General features: G+C 51.4%; 13 protein-coding genes. 6 read left to right on the top strand and 7 right to left on the bottom strand.

Annotated elements, in window-relative coordinates:
• Nucleotides 1-370 precede the first annotated feature (370 nt).
• Genes EFB08_RS18235 through EFB08_RS18225 form a run of 3 tightly spaced genes read left to right on the top strand, consistent with a single transcriptional unit; the run spans nt 371 to nt 5585 of the window.
• Nucleotides 371-2593, top strand: coding sequence for an ice-binding family protein (locus tag EFB08_RS18235; protein WP_123128399.1), 2223 nt, complete (start codon nt 371-373; stop codon nt 2591-2593).
• Between the two features lie 35 nt (nt 2594-2628).
• Nucleotides 2629-3582 (top strand): PorP/SprF family type IX secretion system membrane protein, encoded by a 954-nt coding sequence (locus tag EFB08_RS18230; protein WP_123128398.1) that lies wholly within the window; start codon nt 2629-2631, stop codon nt 3580-3582.
• A 17-nt stretch (nt 3583-3599) separates the two neighbouring features.
• Entirely contained in the window at nt 3600-5585 is a 1986-nt protein-coding gene (locus EFB08_RS18225) for an OmpA family protein (protein ID WP_123128397.1), read from the top strand.
• Between the two features lie 98 nt (nt 5586-5683).
• Here EFB08_RS18225 and EFB08_RS18220 read toward each other — a convergent pair whose 3' ends face one another.
• Complete coding sequence (locus tag EFB08_RS18220) at nt 5684-6307, bottom strand: DUF4136 domain-containing protein (protein ID WP_165864959.1); 624 nt, start codon at nt 6305-6307, stop codon at nt 5684-5686.
• A gap of 294 nt (nt 6308-6601) precedes the next feature.
• The gene (gene gcvP, locus EFB08_RS18215) at nt 6602-9517 is read right to left on the bottom strand and encodes an aminomethyl-transferring glycine dehydrogenase (protein WP_123128395.1); all 2916 of its coding nucleotides are present in this window, start codon (nt 9515-9517) and stop codon (nt 6602-6604) included.
• A 205-nt stretch (nt 9518-9722) separates the two neighbouring features.
• On the opposite strand from gcvP, the gene EFB08_RS18210 reads away from it, so the two are divergent.
• A complete protein-coding gene (locus tag EFB08_RS18210) occupies nt 9723-10955 on the top strand; it encodes an NAD(P)-dependent oxidoreductase (protein WP_123128394.1) in 1233 nt (410 codons plus the stop codon).
• Nucleotides 10956-10980: 25 nt separating this feature from the next.
• Here EFB08_RS18210 and EFB08_RS18205 read toward each other — a convergent pair whose 3' ends face one another.
• Both EFB08_RS18205 and EFB08_RS18200 read right to left on the bottom strand, forming a co-directional pair.
• Nucleotides 10981-11316 (bottom strand): hypothetical protein, encoded by a 336-nt coding sequence (locus EFB08_RS18205; protein WP_125077795.1) that lies wholly within the window; start codon nt 11314-11316, stop codon nt 10981-10983.
• Nucleotides 11317-11627: 311 nt separating this feature from the next.
• On the bottom strand, nt 11628-11849 hold the full coding sequence (locus tag EFB08_RS18200) for a hypothetical protein (RefSeq protein WP_125077794.1): 222 nt from the start codon (nt 11847-11849) through the stop codon (nt 11628-11630).
• Nucleotides 11850-12355: 506 nt separating this feature from the next.
• On the opposite strand from EFB08_RS18200, the gene EFB08_RS18195 reads away from it, so the two are divergent.
• The gene (locus EFB08_RS18195) at nt 12356-13231 is read left to right on the top strand and encodes a manganese catalase family protein (RefSeq protein WP_123128391.1); all 876 of its coding nucleotides are present in this window, start codon (nt 12356-12358) and stop codon (nt 13229-13231) included.
• A 53-nt stretch (nt 13232-13284) separates the two neighbouring features.
• Here the strand turns inward: EFB08_RS18195 and EFB08_RS18190 are convergent, their stop codons facing one another.
• The 3 genes from EFB08_RS18190 to EFB08_RS18180 form a co-directional block, all read right to left on the bottom strand.
• Nucleotides 13285-13671 (bottom strand): DUF6960 family protein, encoded by a 387-nt coding sequence (locus EFB08_RS18190; RefSeq protein ID WP_123128390.1) that lies wholly within the window; start codon nt 13669-13671, stop codon nt 13285-13287.
• Nucleotides 13672-13709: 38 nt separating this feature from the next.
• Nucleotides 13710-14858 (bottom strand): ribonuclease D, encoded by a 1149-nt coding sequence (locus EFB08_RS18185; protein ID WP_123128389.1) that lies wholly within the window; start codon nt 14856-14858, stop codon nt 13710-13712.
• 247 nt (nt 14859-15105) lie between these two features.
• Nucleotides 15106-15813, bottom strand: coding sequence for an SIMPL domain-containing protein (locus EFB08_RS18180; RefSeq protein ID WP_123128388.1), 708 nt, complete (start codon nt 15811-15813; stop codon nt 15106-15108).
• Nucleotides 15814-15966: 153 nt separating this feature from the next.
• On the opposite strand from EFB08_RS18180, the gene EFB08_RS18175 reads away from it, so the two are divergent.
• Nucleotides 15967-16971, top strand: a complete 1005-nt coding sequence (locus EFB08_RS18175) for a hypothetical protein (protein WP_123128387.1) — start codon at nt 15967-15969, stop codon at nt 16969-16971.
• Nucleotides 16972-17027: the final 56 nt, after the last annotated feature.

The following is a 17027-nucleotide window of genomic DNA, read 5'->3' as shown; positions in this document are numbered from 1 at the left end:
TGTGAAGAAACCAAGAAGCAGGGATTTTATCTTAGAATTGAATAAAAATAATAAACTCGTATTTAAACACTTGGGTGCGGTTTTCCGCAAAAGGAGTAAAATAAAAGCTTTTTCCTATTTATTTAAAACTACCTTGCGTCCATATCTACTCATCTGCGCTGTAAAAAAGCATTTTCCTGTTCCGGGATTTTTAAAAAGCACCAAGTAGCCAAGCCTGCTGTCAGAAAGCTTATTTCTGTCCTCCTCGCGTATTTTGCATCTTTCCTATAAGCTAAAACCTTTGCCTGCAAGCTAAGTACATGCAGGGGCTCTATTCCTATATAGGAATATCTGAGATAAAACATTATTACAATATCCTTTACCACTTCATATGAAGAAACTCTTACTCTTGTTGACAGCATTTTATGCTGTTTTTTCCTCTTCAAGTGCTCAAACCCTAACGGCTCCTTCTTTGGGTGCGGCCCGCGAGTATGCGGTTCTTGGGAGTAGTACGGTTACCAGTGCCGGAAGCAGCATTATTTATGGCGACCTTGGCACCTCGCCTGGTGCTGCGGTGGTAGGTTTTCCAACAGGCAAAGTGTTGGGAGATACCCAGCGCGGAAATGCTGCAGCAGCCACTGCCAAAGCCGATGTGGTGCGGGTGTACAACGAACTGGGGCAATCTACCCCCACCCGTAATCTGACAGGGCAAACGTTAGGCGAAGGCTTTACTCCCGGTGAGGCAGCGGTGCGTGGTACGCTGCTCACCCGAGGCGTTTACAGATTTGACGGCAATGCCCGCATCAGCGGCCGCCTGAAAATTGACGGACAGGGGAATCCGAACTCAGTGTTCATCATTCAGGTGAACGGGGATTTGGTCATTGACCCAGGTTCTACCATTAATGTTTTTAACGCCAATCCAAACAACATCTTCTTCCGGGTGACCGGAAATATCACCATAGGCACAGGAGGGATGTTGACTACTGCTTCTACCCTGAGCGGAAACTTTGTGGTTCAGAATAACGCCTTCCTAAGCCTGAGCTCCACGCTGGTAGGACGGGTGCTTTCTACTAACGGAGCAATCACCCTCAACAACAATAACATTTCATTGCCTGAGCCGCTCACCACCAACAATGGCGGTGATGACGGGGACGACGGTGATGGAGGGGACGACGGTGATGGTGGACCTGGCGGCGGAGGTACTGGAAGCGCTAATCTAAGCATCACCAAGTCAGTAAACGCCACTACCGTAACTCTCGGCGATAACGTTGTCTATACCATCAGAGTGACAAACTCCGGAGCGGTAGATGCTACCAATGTCACCGTGGAAGACAGACTGCCTGAGGGCTTGGCCCTCGTACCACCGGCTGTCGCCGATAAAGGAACCTACAACGCCACTACGGGCATCTGGACCATCGGCACCTTGCCAGCGAACCAGATTGCTACCTTGACCATCACTGCCAAGACATTGACACTGGGTGAAATCACCAACGTTGCGGTTATTGAGAACAACGGCGGAACCGATGAAGCTACAACCTGTGTGCGTCCAGCCAGGCCGAATGTAGTAGGCCTGCAGGAAATCTGCGTTGGCGGAACCACGACCTTCACGGTGAGTAACGTCTCACAAGGCGTGACAAGCCTAGCCATTGTGGCACCAGCCAACAGCGGTATCACTATTGAAGCACAGTCATTGACTTCTTTCACGGTTAAAGCGAGCGCTACTACTGCGCCGGGTACTTATCCGATCACGGTGGTAGCCGTGACTACGGGCAACTGTCAGAACAGCCAGGCTTTTCCAATTGAGCTGGTAGTGAGAACTGCTCCAACTACACCGGTCATTACTGGTCCAGGAACTGCTTTGTGTGCGGGTTCTACGTATCAATACAGCATCAGCCAACCAGTAACAGGAGTGACCTATACCTGGAGCGTGACTGGTACAGGCTGGGAAAGAATTGGTGCTGCTACTGGAACCCAGATACAAGTGAAAGCCGGCACCGGCCCAGGAAAAGTAACCGTTGTGGCTTCTAACCCTTGCGGTACTGCTACTGCCTCTACGGCAGACGTAACCCCAAGCATGCCTCCTGCCACTCCAATTATTCTGGACAACAGCGGACCATGTACAGGCTTAACTTACGTCATCTCTAATCCGGTAGCGGGTGTCACCTACACCTGGACAGCGCCGGCCGGCTTCACGTTCGCTGATAACAGCACGACTGCTACCGGAACCACTGTGACGCTGAAAACCACTACTGCCAACGCAGTAGGCACCCTGAAGGTAACTGCCAGCACCACCGGTTCTACCTGCGCCAGCAACGAGGCTTCTGTAGAGATTAGGGCCGCCGATGCCGGGACCGAGATCGTGATTCCAACGGTATTTAGCCCGAACGGCGACGGCATCAACGACACCTTCGTGATCCGGAACGTGCTGAACTTCCCTGACAATGACCTCACCATCTACAACCGTTGGGGCAACGAGATCTACAAAACCAAAAGCTACAAGAATGACTGGCGGGCCACCGGCCTGGAAGAAGCCACTTACTTCTATGTACTGCGCGTGCGCGGGTGTGACGGCAAAGACCAGGTATTCAGAGGACCGGTACAGGTAGTGCGCTAAGCGCAGGTAGTTCAAAACATTAATTTCCCTTAGAAATGAAAAGAATCTTTATCATACTGATCACTGTGCTGGCTGCGAGTAGCAGCTGGGCACAGCACCGGTCACAGTTTTCGCAGTACATCTTCAACCAACTGGTGATCAACCCTGCCTATGCGGGCAGCAAGGAAACGCTTACCCTCAACGCCTTCCACCGCACCCAGTGGGTAGGCTTACGGGGAGCGCCCAATACGCAGACCTTCAGCATTGACGGGCTTACCAAAAACAAACACCTGGGCCTGGGTTTCCACGCCACCCGTGATGAAATCTTCGCGCAGAACCGCAAGAACATAGAGGTAGACGCGGCGGTGAAATTGCCGGTAAGCGAAACCGGTGTCCTTTCCTTCGGGTTGGCGGCCGGGGTTTCCCACTTCGCGGTGGATGGCTCCAAGCTGATCACCGGGAACGACCAGGAAGATCCGGCGGTGATAAACGCCCAAAAGGAAACCACCTGGAGCCCCAGCCTGAAAGCGGGTATCTTCTTCCATACCGAGCGTTTCTACGCAGGTGTTTCCGTAACCGATTTACTGGGCATCGACAAAGACATCAACTATGACCCGGAGCGCCATTACTTCTTCAACATCGGGTACGTGGCCGATATCAGCCATAACATCAAAGTGAAGCCCAGCATCATGCTGAAGGAGAATTTTGATGGGCCTACGAATGTGGATTTCAACGCCTTCTTCCTGTTCGGTGAGCGCATCTGGCTGGGTGCCAGCTATCGCACGGCCATGAATATCTTCAAGAATGACTTCGAGGCGAAAGGGCTTTCCTCTAAAGACGCGGTGGTGGCCATGGCCGATCTGTACGTAACCAAGCGGCTGCGACTGGGCTATGCCCATGACTTTACGCTGCACGGCAACCTGAATGATTTGAGCACCCATGAAATATCCGTTGGCTACAGTTTCCTGAAGAAGGAAGCGACCAAAATGGTAACTCCCCGGTATTTCTAATTTTAACAGACGCTTCTATGCATAACATATACAAATCACTTTTACTTTCCTTTTTTGCCGGTAGCCTTGCCTTGAGCAGCTGCCAGACCACGCGCAAAGCCGACAGGCTGTTCGAGAACTTTGACTATTCTCTGGCTATTGAAGAGTACCAGGAGACTTTCGCCAAAAAGGAGCCTACCTTGCAGGGTGCCCAACGCCTTGCGGATTCTTACCGCCTGACGGGCCGCACGAAAGAGGCCGAGGAATGGTACGCCAAAGTAGTGGCCATGCCTGAGGCTGGTCCCATCTACACGTTTTACTATGCCGAGGCTTTACGGAGCAACGGAAAGTATTTCGAGGCGAAAACCCAGTACCAGGATTATGCTCGGAAAGTGCCCGCCGAGGCCGCCAAAGCCAACGCGAAGGCCCAGGCCTCAGACGCTGCCTTGAAGTTGCTGGAAGAGCCGGCTTCTGCCATCGTGGTGAACGAAGCCCAGATCAACTCCGGCAACGCTGACTTCAGCCCGACGGTGTATGACCAGGGCATTCTGTTCACCTCAGACCGAGGCGGCAACGTGAGCGGCAACAAAGACGTGGATGCCGGCACCTACGGCTGGACCGGACGCCCGTACCTGCAGATGTTCTATGCCCAGCGCAATGCGGATAGCACCTGGCAAATGCCGGCCATAGCAGGTAACGCCCTTAACTCGGTTTATCATGATGGACCTGCGGTGATGGACTCTGCCAATACCACGCTCTATTTCACCCGCACCCACATGGTGGAGAAAAAGCAGAAAGACGTGAACGTGGATCCTACCAGTTGGGTGAAGAAGTCGCTTTCCAGTGACTACGTGAACCGCCTGGAAATCTTCTCGGCGCGCCGGGATGGAACTAACTGGGGTGAAGCCAAGCCTTTCGCCTATAACAAAGTAGACGAATACAGCGTGGGCCACCCCGCTATCTCACCTAATGGCCAGGTGCTGTACTTTGTCTCTGACAAACCCGGAGGCTACGGCGAAACCGATATCTACTACTCAGAACTGCAAGCAGACGGCACCTGGGGCCAGCCCATGAACGCGGGCAACATGGTGAATACCGTGGGCAAAGAGATGTTCCCAGGCTTTGACCAGAACGGTACCCTGTACTTCTCCTCAGACACGCACCCCGGTTTCGGTGGGTTAGATGTCTTCAAAACCAAAGGCAGTCGGGCTACCTGGAGCAAACCAGAGAACCTGCGCGCACCGGTGAACTCGCCAAAAGATGATTTCGGGATGGTGTTTATGCGCGGCGCGAACAATACCCAGGTGGGTTACCTGTCCTCTAACCGGGACAGCGGAAACGGCACTGATGACATCTACTCTTTTAAACTGTTGAGCAACGCCGTCCTGTTTGTAACCACGTTGGAGAGAGTGCAGGTGAAAGGCAAGCGCGCCATCACCCAAGCCCTGGCCGATGTCCGTCTGAAACTGACTCCCAAAGCGACCCAGGATTCTGTTGTAGCCTTCTCTGACCGCAACGGCGAATACAAGTTTGGAGTGCAGAAAGGCACCACCTATGACTTGGTAGGCGACAAATTCGGGTACCTGACCCAATCAGCTTTAGTAGCTATTGACACGGTGAAACTCGCCGATACCACCCGCGTGACGCTCATCTTTGACAAGAGCCAGAAGAACCAGGTCATCGCCATGGAGAACATCTACTATGACCTGGACAAATGGAACATCCGCCCCGATGCCGCCAAAGAACTGGATAAGCTGGTGCGCATGCTCAGAGACAACCCCAGCATCAAGATTGAGCTAGGCTCCCACACCGATAGCCGCGAAGGCCACGGCTACAACCAGGTGCTTTCTGAGCGCCGGGCTCAATCAGCGGTGGAATACCTAGTGAGCCAAGGCATCGCCCGGAACCGCCTCACCTGGAAAGGCTATGGCGAGACCGTCCTGATCAATGGCTGCGCCGATGGCGTGGAATGTACCGAAGACCAGCACCAACTCAACCGCCGGACGGAGTTCAAGATCAAGTAACGTTTTGCAGGTATTTTCCTGAAAACAGCCCTAAAACAGAGGAGCCACCCAATTGGGTGGCTCCTCTGTTTTAGGGCTGTTTTGATTAAAGTAACCAATTACCGGCGGGCAGTGGCTCTCTCCTGCTCTTGTGGCGGGAACTTGGCCAGAATGCTGGAGACAATCTGCTGTACTTTCTCATCGGTCAGGGATCTTTCAGAGGCAGCAGTTTCGCTGCTTCCGCGCCAGATCAGTTCATTGGATTTAGCGTCTACTACGTCCAAAATCAACGTTCCTTGCTGGTAGTCCTGCAAAGTGGTGGTGTTGTACAGGCGGTTGTAGGTGTACGCATAGCGGTAACCGTACCAGTACCCGTAACCGATAGACGGCACACTCACAAAATTAGGATTCAGGCGCTGCTGGTTCTCGATGGTGAAATCATAGGCCAGCAACATGTCTGGTTTGTCAGAGGCACTTGCTTTCTGAAAACCACGGCGCTGCATCTCGGCTTCCACCGCGTTTTTCACGCGTTTATCTAAAAACGTAGTGTAACGGCGGTTGGTAGAATCCTTGGCAACTGGTTGGTCTTGGTACCAGCGCCAGGTTTTGTACGCCTGGAAATTGGTGCCTTTGTCAAAGTCAGTGGTTACGTTGTAAGTGGTGGCACATCCGGTGAAACCCAGTACCAACAGTCCCATCATTACCCCTGTTATCAACTTCGCTATCTTATTAAATGGTTTCATTGATTTGTACAGTTTTAGTGTAGTGAAAGAATAGGAGAAAAACATCTCTTAAATGGCCTCCCCGCTTCAGATTGATAACATGAAAGCGTAAAAGTTGGTTCTGGAGAATGTTTCTTTCGTACAATACTACGCAAAAACTATGCCTATATTATACCAATCGGTTTATTTTAAACCTATATTTTTGAAGATTGTTAAAGGAGGCATTTGGGGCCTGTTTTCTGCAAAATACGCTTAAAACAAAAAGGCCTGCAGAACGTCTCCACAGGCCTTTTTTATAACCAAAATTAGATCAGCTTATACAGCTTTCATCTCTTGGCCTTGCTCGTTGTAGGCTTCAATAGGAGCGCAGCTGCACACCAAGTTACGGTCACCGTAAGCACTGTCAATACGGCTTACAGTTGGCCAGAACTTAGCAGTACGAGTGTAAGGCACTGGGTAAACGGCTCTCTCGCGGGTGTACGGGAAAGTCCAGTTCTCGGCCAAGGCCACGTGCGCCGGGTGCGGAGCGTTTTTGAGTAGGTTGTTTTTCTGATCTGCCTGACCTTCCTCAATCTCGCGGATTTCTTCGCGGATGGAGATCATGGCTTCACAGAAACGGTCTAGCTCTTCTTTACTCTCGCTTTCGGTAGGCTCCACCATTAAAGTACCCGCTACTGGGAACGATACGGTGGGTGCGTGGAAACCATAGTCCATCAAGCGCTTCGCGATGTCTTCTACCTCTACGCCAGCCTTTTTGAACGAGCGGCAGTCTAAGATCATCTCGTGGGCGCAACGACCGTTGGAGCCAACGTACAATACTGGATAATGCTCTTCCAGACGCGCTTTGATGTAGTTCGCGTTCAGGATAGCCATTTTGGTAGCCTCGGTCAAACCTTCGCCGCCCATCATGTTGATGTAGGCGTAAGAGATTGGCAGAATGCTGGCGCTACCCCATGGTGCCGCAGACACTGCGTTGATCGCTTCTGGGCGCTCTAAGTCTACCACTGCGTGGCCTGGCAGGAAAGGAGCCAGATCAGCTACTACACCAATCGGGCCTACACCTGGTCCACCACCACCGTGAGGGATACAGAAAGTCTTGTGCAGGTTTAGGTGACACACGTCCGCGCCGATGTTGGCCGGGGAAGTCAGGCCTACCTGGGCGTTCATGTTGGCACCGTCCATGTACACGCGGCCGCCGTTTTGGTGAATGATCTCGCAGATCTCAATGATGCTTTCCTCGTACACGCCGTGGGTAGACGGATAGGTCACCATTAAGCAGGACAGGTTATCTTTGTGCTCTTCGGCTTTCGCTCTGAGGTCGGCTACGTCAATGTTTCCGCGCTCATCGCACTTCACAATCACCACTTTCATGCCAGCCATTACCGCTGAGGCAGGGTTCGTGCCGTGCGCCGATGACGGGATCAAAGAAATGTTGCGGTGATGATCGCCGCGGGCTTCGTGGTAGGCTCTGATCACCATCAGACCGGCGTATTCGCCCTGGGCGCCGGAGTTTGGTTGTAAGCTCATGGCGGCAAAACCAGTCACTTCACATAACCACGCTTCCAGGTCCTGGAAGATCTGAGCGTATCCTTTGGCTTGGTCTGCCGGGGCAAACGGGTGCATCTGCCCGATCTCTGGCCAGGTCACCGGAATCATCTCGGCGGTGGCGTTCAGTTTCATGGTGCAGGAACCCAACGGAATCATGCCATGCGCCAGGGAGAAGTCTTTGTTCTCCAGGTACTTCATGTAGCGCAGGATCTCGCTTTCAGAGTGATACTTGTTGAACACCTCAGCTTGCAGGTAAGGGGAAGTCCGGATCAAGGCTTCTGGCCAGGTAATCTCGGTTTCCTCCGGAAGGGCATCCAATTCCAGCGTGGCATCCGGTTTTCCGGCTACTTTCGCGAAAACAGCCAGAATATCCTTCACTTCGTCCAGATCAGTGTTCTGGTTGATGGAAATCCCGATGTTGTTGTCCCCGAAATAACGGAAGTTGATCTGCGCCGCTTCGGCTTCCTGACGGATGGCTTGCTGCAGTTCAGCGCTCTCTACGAGTAGTTGCAGGGTATCAAAGTAGTTCTCGTTCAGTTGCTCAAAGCCCAGACGCTCCAAACCTTTCTCCAGAATCTGGGTCAGGCTGTGGATGTTCAGACCGATGTATTTCAGGCGGCGCGGGCCGTGGTACACGGCGTACATCCCGGCCATAACAGCCAGCAATACCTGCGCGGTACAGATGTTGGACGTGGCTTTCTCTCTCCGGATGTGCTGCTCACGAGTCTGCAACGCCATACGATAGGCTTTCTGCCCGAACGCATCCTGAGAGATACCGATAATACGACCTGGGATATTGCGCTTGTACTCGTCTTTGGTAGCAAAGAAACCAGCGTGCGGTCCGCCGTAGCCCATCGGAACCCCGAAGCGCTGCGAAGAACCTACTACTACGTCAGCTCCCATCTCGCCTGGAGATTTCAGCAGGGTCAAGCTCAGAAGGTCGGCGGCAACGGCTACTGGTAAGTTAACCTCGTGGCCTTGGGAGATGAAGTCGGTGTAATCAAATACTTCGCCGTCAGCGGCTGGGTACTGTACCAGGGCTCCGAACAAAGTATCGTCTTGCAGATTGGCTTCGCGGTGGTCACCAATGACCAGTTCAATGCCCAGCGGCGTGGCGCGGGAAAGCAGCACGTCAATGGTCTGCGGCAATACCTGGTTTGACACAAAGTAGCGGTTCGCGTTTTTGCGGGCGCCTTTGCGCAGCGAGTACTGCAGGTTCATGGCCTCGGCAGCGGCAGTGGCCTCATCCAGCAAAGATGCGTTGGCAATGGCCATGCCGGTCAGGTCGATAATCAGGGTTTGGTAGTTGATCAACGCTTCCAGACGGCCTTGGGCGATCTCGGCCTGGTAAGGCGTGTAAGCGGTGTACCAGCCTGGGTTCTCCAGAATATTACGCTGGATTACCGGCGGCAGGATGGTGTCATGGTACCCAAGCCCGATGTAGGATTTGTAAAGCTTGTTCTGCTTGGCAATCTTGGCGAATTTCCGGAGGAAGTCACGCTCAGTCAAGGCGGCAGGTAAGTTCAGCGGGTTTTTCAGGCGGATAGCCGGCGGAACGGTCTCGTCAATGAGTTGGTCTAGAGATGCTGCCCCAATGGTCTGCAGCATTTCCTGCATCTGCTCTTTCACGGGGCCGTTGTGGCGCTCTTTGAAGATATCGGCAGGCTTGGTTTTAAAGATCATTTATCGCTGGAATTTAGGTAGATAAGTTTCTTTCGTTCTGTAACAAACGTTTGGTGCAAATGATTTAACAAAAGTACAGGTTATAATTCACTAATTACAAAGGCAGCCCTTAAATTGCGCTGCAGGCTGTGAAGGAGTTATGGTTTTTGCTTTGTTTTCGGGAAAACAGCCTCTAAACGTTCATCATGCTCTTGGGTCATCGTCTATGAAAAAGCTTAAGATTGGAGTCCTGCGCGAAGGAAAAGTACCGGTAGATAAACGGGTGCCTCTCACGCCTAAAAAGTGCCAGGAAGTGCTGCAAACTTTCCCGCAGGTGCAGTTGGTGGTGCAGCCTAGCCCCATCCGGTGCTTCTCAGACAATGAGTACGCAGATCTGGGCATTCCGCTGAAAGAAGATCTGAGCAACTGTGATGTGCTCTTCGGAGTGAAAGAGGTGCCGGTGGGCCAGCTCATCCCCAACAAGACTTATTTCTTTTTCTCGCACACTATTAAGAAACAGGCCCATAACCAGAAACTGCTGCAGGCCATCCTGGAGAAGAAGATCACCATGATTGACTACGAGACCATTACCAACGCCCAGGGCGAGCGGGAAGTGGCCTTCGGGAGATGGGCCGGGATTGTGGGGGCATACAACGGCCTGCTCACTTACGGTCGTAAATGGGGACTGTACCACCTCAAGCCCGCTCACCAGTGCACAGACATGGAAGACATGTTGGAGGAGTTCTTCAAGGTGAAGACCTTGCCCAACATTAAGATTGCGGTCACCGGCGGTGGAAGGGTGGCCAATGGGGCTATTGAAGTGTTGAACCGGATGGGCATCAAGAAAGTTAGTGTCTTTGATTACCTGTACAAAGAGTTCTCTGAGCCGGTGTTTGTGCAGTTGCGCTCTTCTGACTACCACGTGCGCCCTGATGTGGAGGTTTGGGATTCCAAGGATTTCTACCAGAACCCGCACCTGTACCAGTCTACGTTCCATAAGTTCTCCCGCGTAACGGATCTGCTTATGCCCTGCGCCTATTGGAACCCCGCCGCGCCCGTGCTCTTCACCCAGGAAGACATGCAGCGCGATGATTTCAAAATCAACACCATTGCCGATATCACCTGCGATGTCTGCGGGGCCATCCCGTGCACGAAGCGCGTGTCTACCATTGCCGATCCGGCCTTTGACTATAACCCTTTGACGGGTGAACTGGAAGAAGCGTATTCCTCAGAGAAGAACATCACCATCATGGCCGTGGATAACCTACCCTGTGAGTTGCCCCGCAACGCCTCTCGGGATTTCGGGCGCCAGATTATTGACAAGGTGCTGCCGCATCTGTTTAACGGGGACCAAGAAGGGGTGCTAAGGAATGCCACCATCGCTAAGGATGGCAAGTTGTGCGAGAAGTACAGCTACCTGCAGGATTACGCCTATCCTGTCAAAAGCAGCAGTTACTAGTGCTTTTAGGTAATTTACCCTGGGTTTAGAATAGGGGAGATACGTTCTGGTGGGTGGCCATTGCAGACTGGTGCCTGGCCTCTAACGGCCGGGAAATCCATTCCAAAGCAGTGGCTACGTCTTCGAAGTACTGCAACTCAAACGGGATAGAATAGTGGCGGGTGTACACCAGTTGATTTAAGTCAAGCAAGCCATTGCTGGTGAGAGATTCTAGCACCGCTACCTTGCGGATGGAGGTTCTGCTAAGCTGGGGTAACACCACATCTATAAACCAATCTTGGTCTAGGGGAGGAAGGCTCTTCAATTTTCTGATGTCATAGATGCAGGAAACCAAGTAGTTGGTTTCAATAAGTTCTATCACTCCCAGTAGGGTTTTTCTGAAGATATCGCTTGGAACAAATCCTTCACACTCTATATGTATGGCCTTAAGGCTGGGGTCCATATATATATTGGTATAAGGCAACTTCTGACAAATAGAATTCACAATTCAGGGCTCTTAATCTTGTAAACAGGGAACGGGGATACAAATATAAAGCCTAATTGATATGTTATATCATTTTGCCAAAAAAAAATTGAATAATTTTATATGTTGCTGATTGTAAAAGAAATCCGCTGACAAGAATTGGTTTTCCCTCATCAGCGGATTTATTACAAGAATATATAGAAGTATTTCTATTGATTCTCTACCTTATCGGCCACTCCATCATCTACCGGTTCATCTTTCACGGTAAGCGTATCGGTTGGAGCGAGCGCTGTATCCACTTCGGCCGCTACTTCATCTGCTGCCGTTTCTGCGCTGTTTTCTACATTTTGGGCGGTTTTTGATTCACAAGACGCAAATCCGAAGGCCAATGCCATCATGGCGGCGGCCATTACCTTTGTTACTTTTTTCATAGTCGTGGTCATTTGGTTCGTTGGGATGGTTATACGGTAAATACAGATATTAGATTAAAAGTCCTCTAAGTAGATAACCGCATTTAGTAATCTGAGAAGTAGCCAGATTTGATTTAAATAGATTTAGAAATTATCACTATTCGTATCTGAATCTGATTTATATAATGCTGTTATTTATATTTATTGTGAGTTGTTTTATAGAAGGTTTAGGTGTGTAGAGACAAAGCGCTTTTGCATATATTTCCAATAAACGGGCCTAAAAAGAAAAGCTATTTTCGTAAGTATTAATACGGGTTTTTAAATGGTACTTTATCTCCTTCATAAGAATAGTCTACCTGTAATTAGGTTTTAAATAGTTGAATTACAGGAATGTATATAGAGGTATATATTTTAATATATTTGCATTTAAGTAAGTTATTTTTGAAAAATAGTCGTCCAGAAAGTAATAAAGCTCGTTTAGGAAGTGGGTATGCTTTTGTTTAATTAACTTAAATCAAAACAAGCCCATGTTCTATCATGATCGAAAACTTCAGTACAAAGTAAGAGTTGACAAACCAAACCCACAATTCGCCAGAATGCTTCAGCAGGCTATTGGCGGTATTGAGGGGGAAATGCGTGTGTGTTTACAATACTTGTTCCAGGCCTGGAACTCCCGCGGACCAGTGAAATACAAGCACATGCTGTTGGAAACCGGGACCGAAGAAATTGGCCATATTGAGATGTTAGCGACCGCAGTGGCTTTGAACCTGGAAGGGGCCTCTGCCTCCCTCAAAGATGAGATTGTGGGGAATAACCCCGTGGTGGAACAGGTGATGGGCGGCATGGACCCGCGTCATTTCTTATCTGCCGGACTGGGAGCCATGGCTACCGATGCGAATGGCGTTCCCTTCAACGGTTCCTGGATTGTGAGCAACAACAACCTGGCCGCCGATATGTACGCCAACGTAATGGCAGAGTCCACCGGCCGGGTGCTGGCCACCCGTTTGTGGGAAGCCACCGATGACCTAGGCATGAAAGACATGCTTTCCTTCTTGATCGCCCGTGACACCATGCACCAGAACCAGTGGCTGGCGGTGATTGAAGAACTGGGCGGATTAACCAATGCGCTTCCTATCCCTAACAGCTTCCCGCAAAGCGAGGAGGTGCAAGGTTTCAACTACGCCTTTGTGACCACCAACATTTACAAAGACGATGCCGCGGCCGGCAGATGGTCCAACGGTCCGTCTTTAGACGGCAAAGGGCAGTTCACGATGGTTCCTGGCGAGCCGATGGGCGGTGAGCCTACTTTGGCGCCACCAGTGCCTATCGCGCACGCACAGATAGAGCAAATGACCGGCTCTGCAGGCGGTGGAATCATAAATAAAATCAAGGATGCGCTTTAGAATCTAAAGGGTAACTGCCTAAAAAGGCTTCCTCTTAGTAAGAGGAAGCCTTTTTAGGCAGGCCTTAATTGCTCTAACCTGTAAAGGCCATCTAACCTCTGCTTGCCTTGCTTGATCGCGAAAAAGGCAGCATCGTCAGGCACACTCCAGTAGATGTCTGTTATCTCAGCCACGGGCCCAGCCGGTTGGTTAGCGGGCCTTACCCATTCGCCAAACGTGAAAGGCAACCAGGAAATGGAGGTGAACAGATCTGGCCGAACTTTGAACTCTTCATCTGAGTACCGCAAAAGCAGCCAGCCGTTTACCTCGCCAATCTTTTCAAATACTTTGTTGTGGGGTTCCAGTAATTCAAACTCCCTGCGGTTGGCCGGATGGATATGGGCATAGCCATACCCCGGAAACCAGTTATATAAACCAAATTCAAGACTCTTCTTAGGCATTATTCCTTTCTCTTTTCTATACAGGCCGGTGCCACAGGCTACAATGTGATCTGCAGTTCCTGGGCCGTGGCCTGTACTATCTCCCGCGCATATTTTTTAGGAATGACCAACTCCTTTGTCTGACTGTAATGGGTGATGATGCTCTGGTCCAGGAGCATGGGGGTGGCATAGGCGCCGTATCGTTCCACCAACGCCCGCTGTACGGTGCACAACAGCTCGCGGCGAGCTTCCGTTTCGGGAGTCTTAAACCGGGGCGGGAACGGGTTTGGCGGTAGCCTGTTGGGAATGCGGCGTTTTTCGGCTTCTTTCAGAGAACCGTTCAGAATACGTTGTAATTGCTCTTCGTATCTATCATGCTGCAATCGGCCATTGATTCCTTTGGTATGATAAAGCCAATCGTTGATGCTTTGCTCCGGGTTACTCAGGAGTTGCATGAGCGCATTGGTGTTGATGACCTGCCCCGCCGGAATGTTCCATTTCTGCGCCAACTGATCACGGAAGTCATAGATAGGCTTCAGGACGAATTGCTGCAACAGCGTCAGACGCTGCGGAAACTTAATCTTCAGGTGCGGGTCTTCCTGCTCCATAAAAGTAATGGATTCCAGGAGTTGGTCTTCTTCCTCCAGCCAGGCCATACGACCTAATTCCTCAACCTTGGCCACCATGGTGTTTTTCAGCGCGTGCAGGTATAGAACATCCTGGGCGGCGTACTCCAGTTGGCGTTTAGACAAAGGACGCTGGTTCCAGTTGCTCATCTGCTGTGACTTGTCCAGCCGAAGGCCCAGTTCCTCTTCCAGCAGCGTGCCCAGGGCGGCTTTGGCGTAGTTCAGGATTTTGGCCGCTACGGCGGTATCTACCAGCGTGCGTACCTGGCAGCCCAGCATGCTGAGCAGCATAAGATCATTGTTGGCGTGGTGGAATATCTTAGTAATAGCCGGATTCTCCAGCACATCCCAAAGGGGCTGCAGGTCCGTCAACGGGAATGGGTCAATCACAAAGCACGTATGCCCGTCTGATATCTGGATCAGGCATAACGTGAATCCGTAGGTGTAATGGTGCTGGTCAAATTCCAGGTCTAAAGCGAGTTCTGGCCTCTGGCGTAAATGGGCAACCGCTTGTTGCAGTGCGTCATCGGTTTGTACCACATGAACAGGCTTCCCCTCCAGAGTAAATGCAGGTTCCTTCATAATCTTCCAAATGTACCCAAAAAGCGGGTTAGTTCCTTGACGCGGAACGTTAGTGTTGTGTTGCCGCTTTTAAGCTGATTTTGCGAAAACAGCCCAAAATTGAGAACATCTGATGAAATAACTCTCAAGGGAGCAAAAAAAGTGCAGTGCCAGAAGAAAGAACCACCTGTTGGCCCTGTTTTCTCCTGGCACTGCACCGGTCAACGGGCCAAGCCGCTACAGCTTAACACCCGGCTATTTCTTATCGCTACTCCAACAGGAAACTTACCTGCACCGCAGAAGTAATGATAATTTCGCCTAAGGCCAGCGTTGGTCCGCCGGCATCCATGGCCATTGATTCGCGCATGGCGGCTTTGTACATGACAGGGCCCGGCGTGTTTCCGCCGCCTTCGGTTATCTGGTAAGGGCGGCCAACTTTGGCCCCTAGTTCAGAGGCGAGCGCCACTGCTTTCTGCTTGGCATCCTGCACGGCTTTCTTGCGGGCTTCCTCCTGGTGTTTCTTAATTTGGGAGCTTTGGTAACTGATGCCGTCTACCCGGTTGGCCCCGGCTTTGTACAGCCCAGCCATGACCTCGTCAAACTTGTCTGGTTTGGTGAGCGTGACTGAGATAGATCGGGTAGCCAGGTAGAACTGCGGGGTGGTTTGGCCAAATTCACCGGTATACACGGGCTGCAACGAAAGGTAGGCTGTCTGGACGTGCTTGTCTTCCACGCCGTTTTTCTTCAGGAACGCCAGCAAGGCGGCTGTGCGCTGGTCGGCTACGCGGCGGGCATCTTCCAGGGTTTTTTCCCTGATCTCCACACCGGTCATAAACGTGACGTGATCTGGCTGTACCTTCACTTCACCCAGCCCCGAGGTGCTCACCAAAGGCGGCAATTGGTTTTGCTGGGCGTTAGCGGATAAAGCGCTGCAAACTAAAAGGAATCCAAAAACGGAGGCGAGTACTGTTTTCATAGGGTTAAAGATATATATAGAATCGGGTTTGCAAGTACCATGCCGGGTTTTTGCCTGCCTTGGTTTAACGCGCGTTACCAGCGTGGTAGTGCACGCCAAGCCGCTTTGATGTGTATCTTTGCCGTTTCGTTATGATTTATTTCCCTGAGTTTTATGCAGCAGCACCTGTCCATCTTTGATCCGTTTGAGGGAATGCGCTTTGGCAACCACATCTGTTTTCTGTGCGGCACCAAAGTGACTTCAGAAGAGAAAACCCCGGTTTTCCCCGCCTGGCTCATGGAAGAGTACGGGTTTGCCAAGGAGCCGCTCCGGCTGCTGGACCAAAGCGTGGTCACCTACCAGGAACTGAACATCCCGTGCTGCACTCAGTGCCAAAGCCAGCACCTGCAGCCGCTGGAAGAAAAGGTACAGGCGGCCGCGGCTCAAGGCTTAGCCGGACTTCGAGCCCTGGACGAAAAAAGTCTTTTCCAGTGGATGGGGAAAATGTTCTACGGTACCCTCATCACTGAGCTTATCAAAGAGCAGAACCCTTTGGTACGCCCTGAGTACGCAGTGAGCGAGCAACCCAAGATGCTCATGAAGTTCCAGGCGTTTTTCAGGGTGCTGCAATCATTGCGGGTGCCCATGGAGTTCGCAGATTTTATTCCGGGGTCATTGTTTGTGATAGACGTAGACGCCTCGGCAGAGCCTTCACGGTTTGAGTTCCGTGACGAATTGTCTACCATGATGTTCAGCCTGCGCCTGGACAACGTGCTCATCGTCTCCTGCCTGCTAGACAACGCCATGATCAAAGACGCCCTTCGGCGCGTGTGGGAGGTTCTGGAGCCCAAGCAATTGCAGCCCATCCAAGCCGCTGAGTTCAGCGCGCGCGTCTTCTACGCAGGCTATTTGCTCAACGTCATTCCAGATTACCTGGTGCGGGCTCCCAAACCCCAGGACGATCACCTGGTCATGGACACGCTTATTGATGACGTCACCAACGTGATCTTCAACCCGTGGCAAAACAGCGCTTACGCTAAATTGCTTTCCACCATGTGGGCGAAGTGGGGCATCACCCAGGAAGAAATCCTCCGCGATCCGCGAGAACCGATGAGCATGCTTTTCAGCCCCGAGGGCGAATTCATCTCCTTCCCGCAGATTCCGGGTCAGGAAAAATAAGAATTAGATTTCAGGCGGTGTATTCCGCCGCTTTCTGTCAGGTGTTTCAGGGCCGT

The sequence above is a fragment of the Rufibacter latericius genome (assembly GCF_003721515.1).
Lineage (GTDB): Bacteria > Bacteroidota > Bacteroidia > Cytophagales > Hymenobacteraceae > Nibribacter > Nibribacter latericius.
This window is presented reverse-complemented; position numbering and strand designations above follow the sequence as displayed.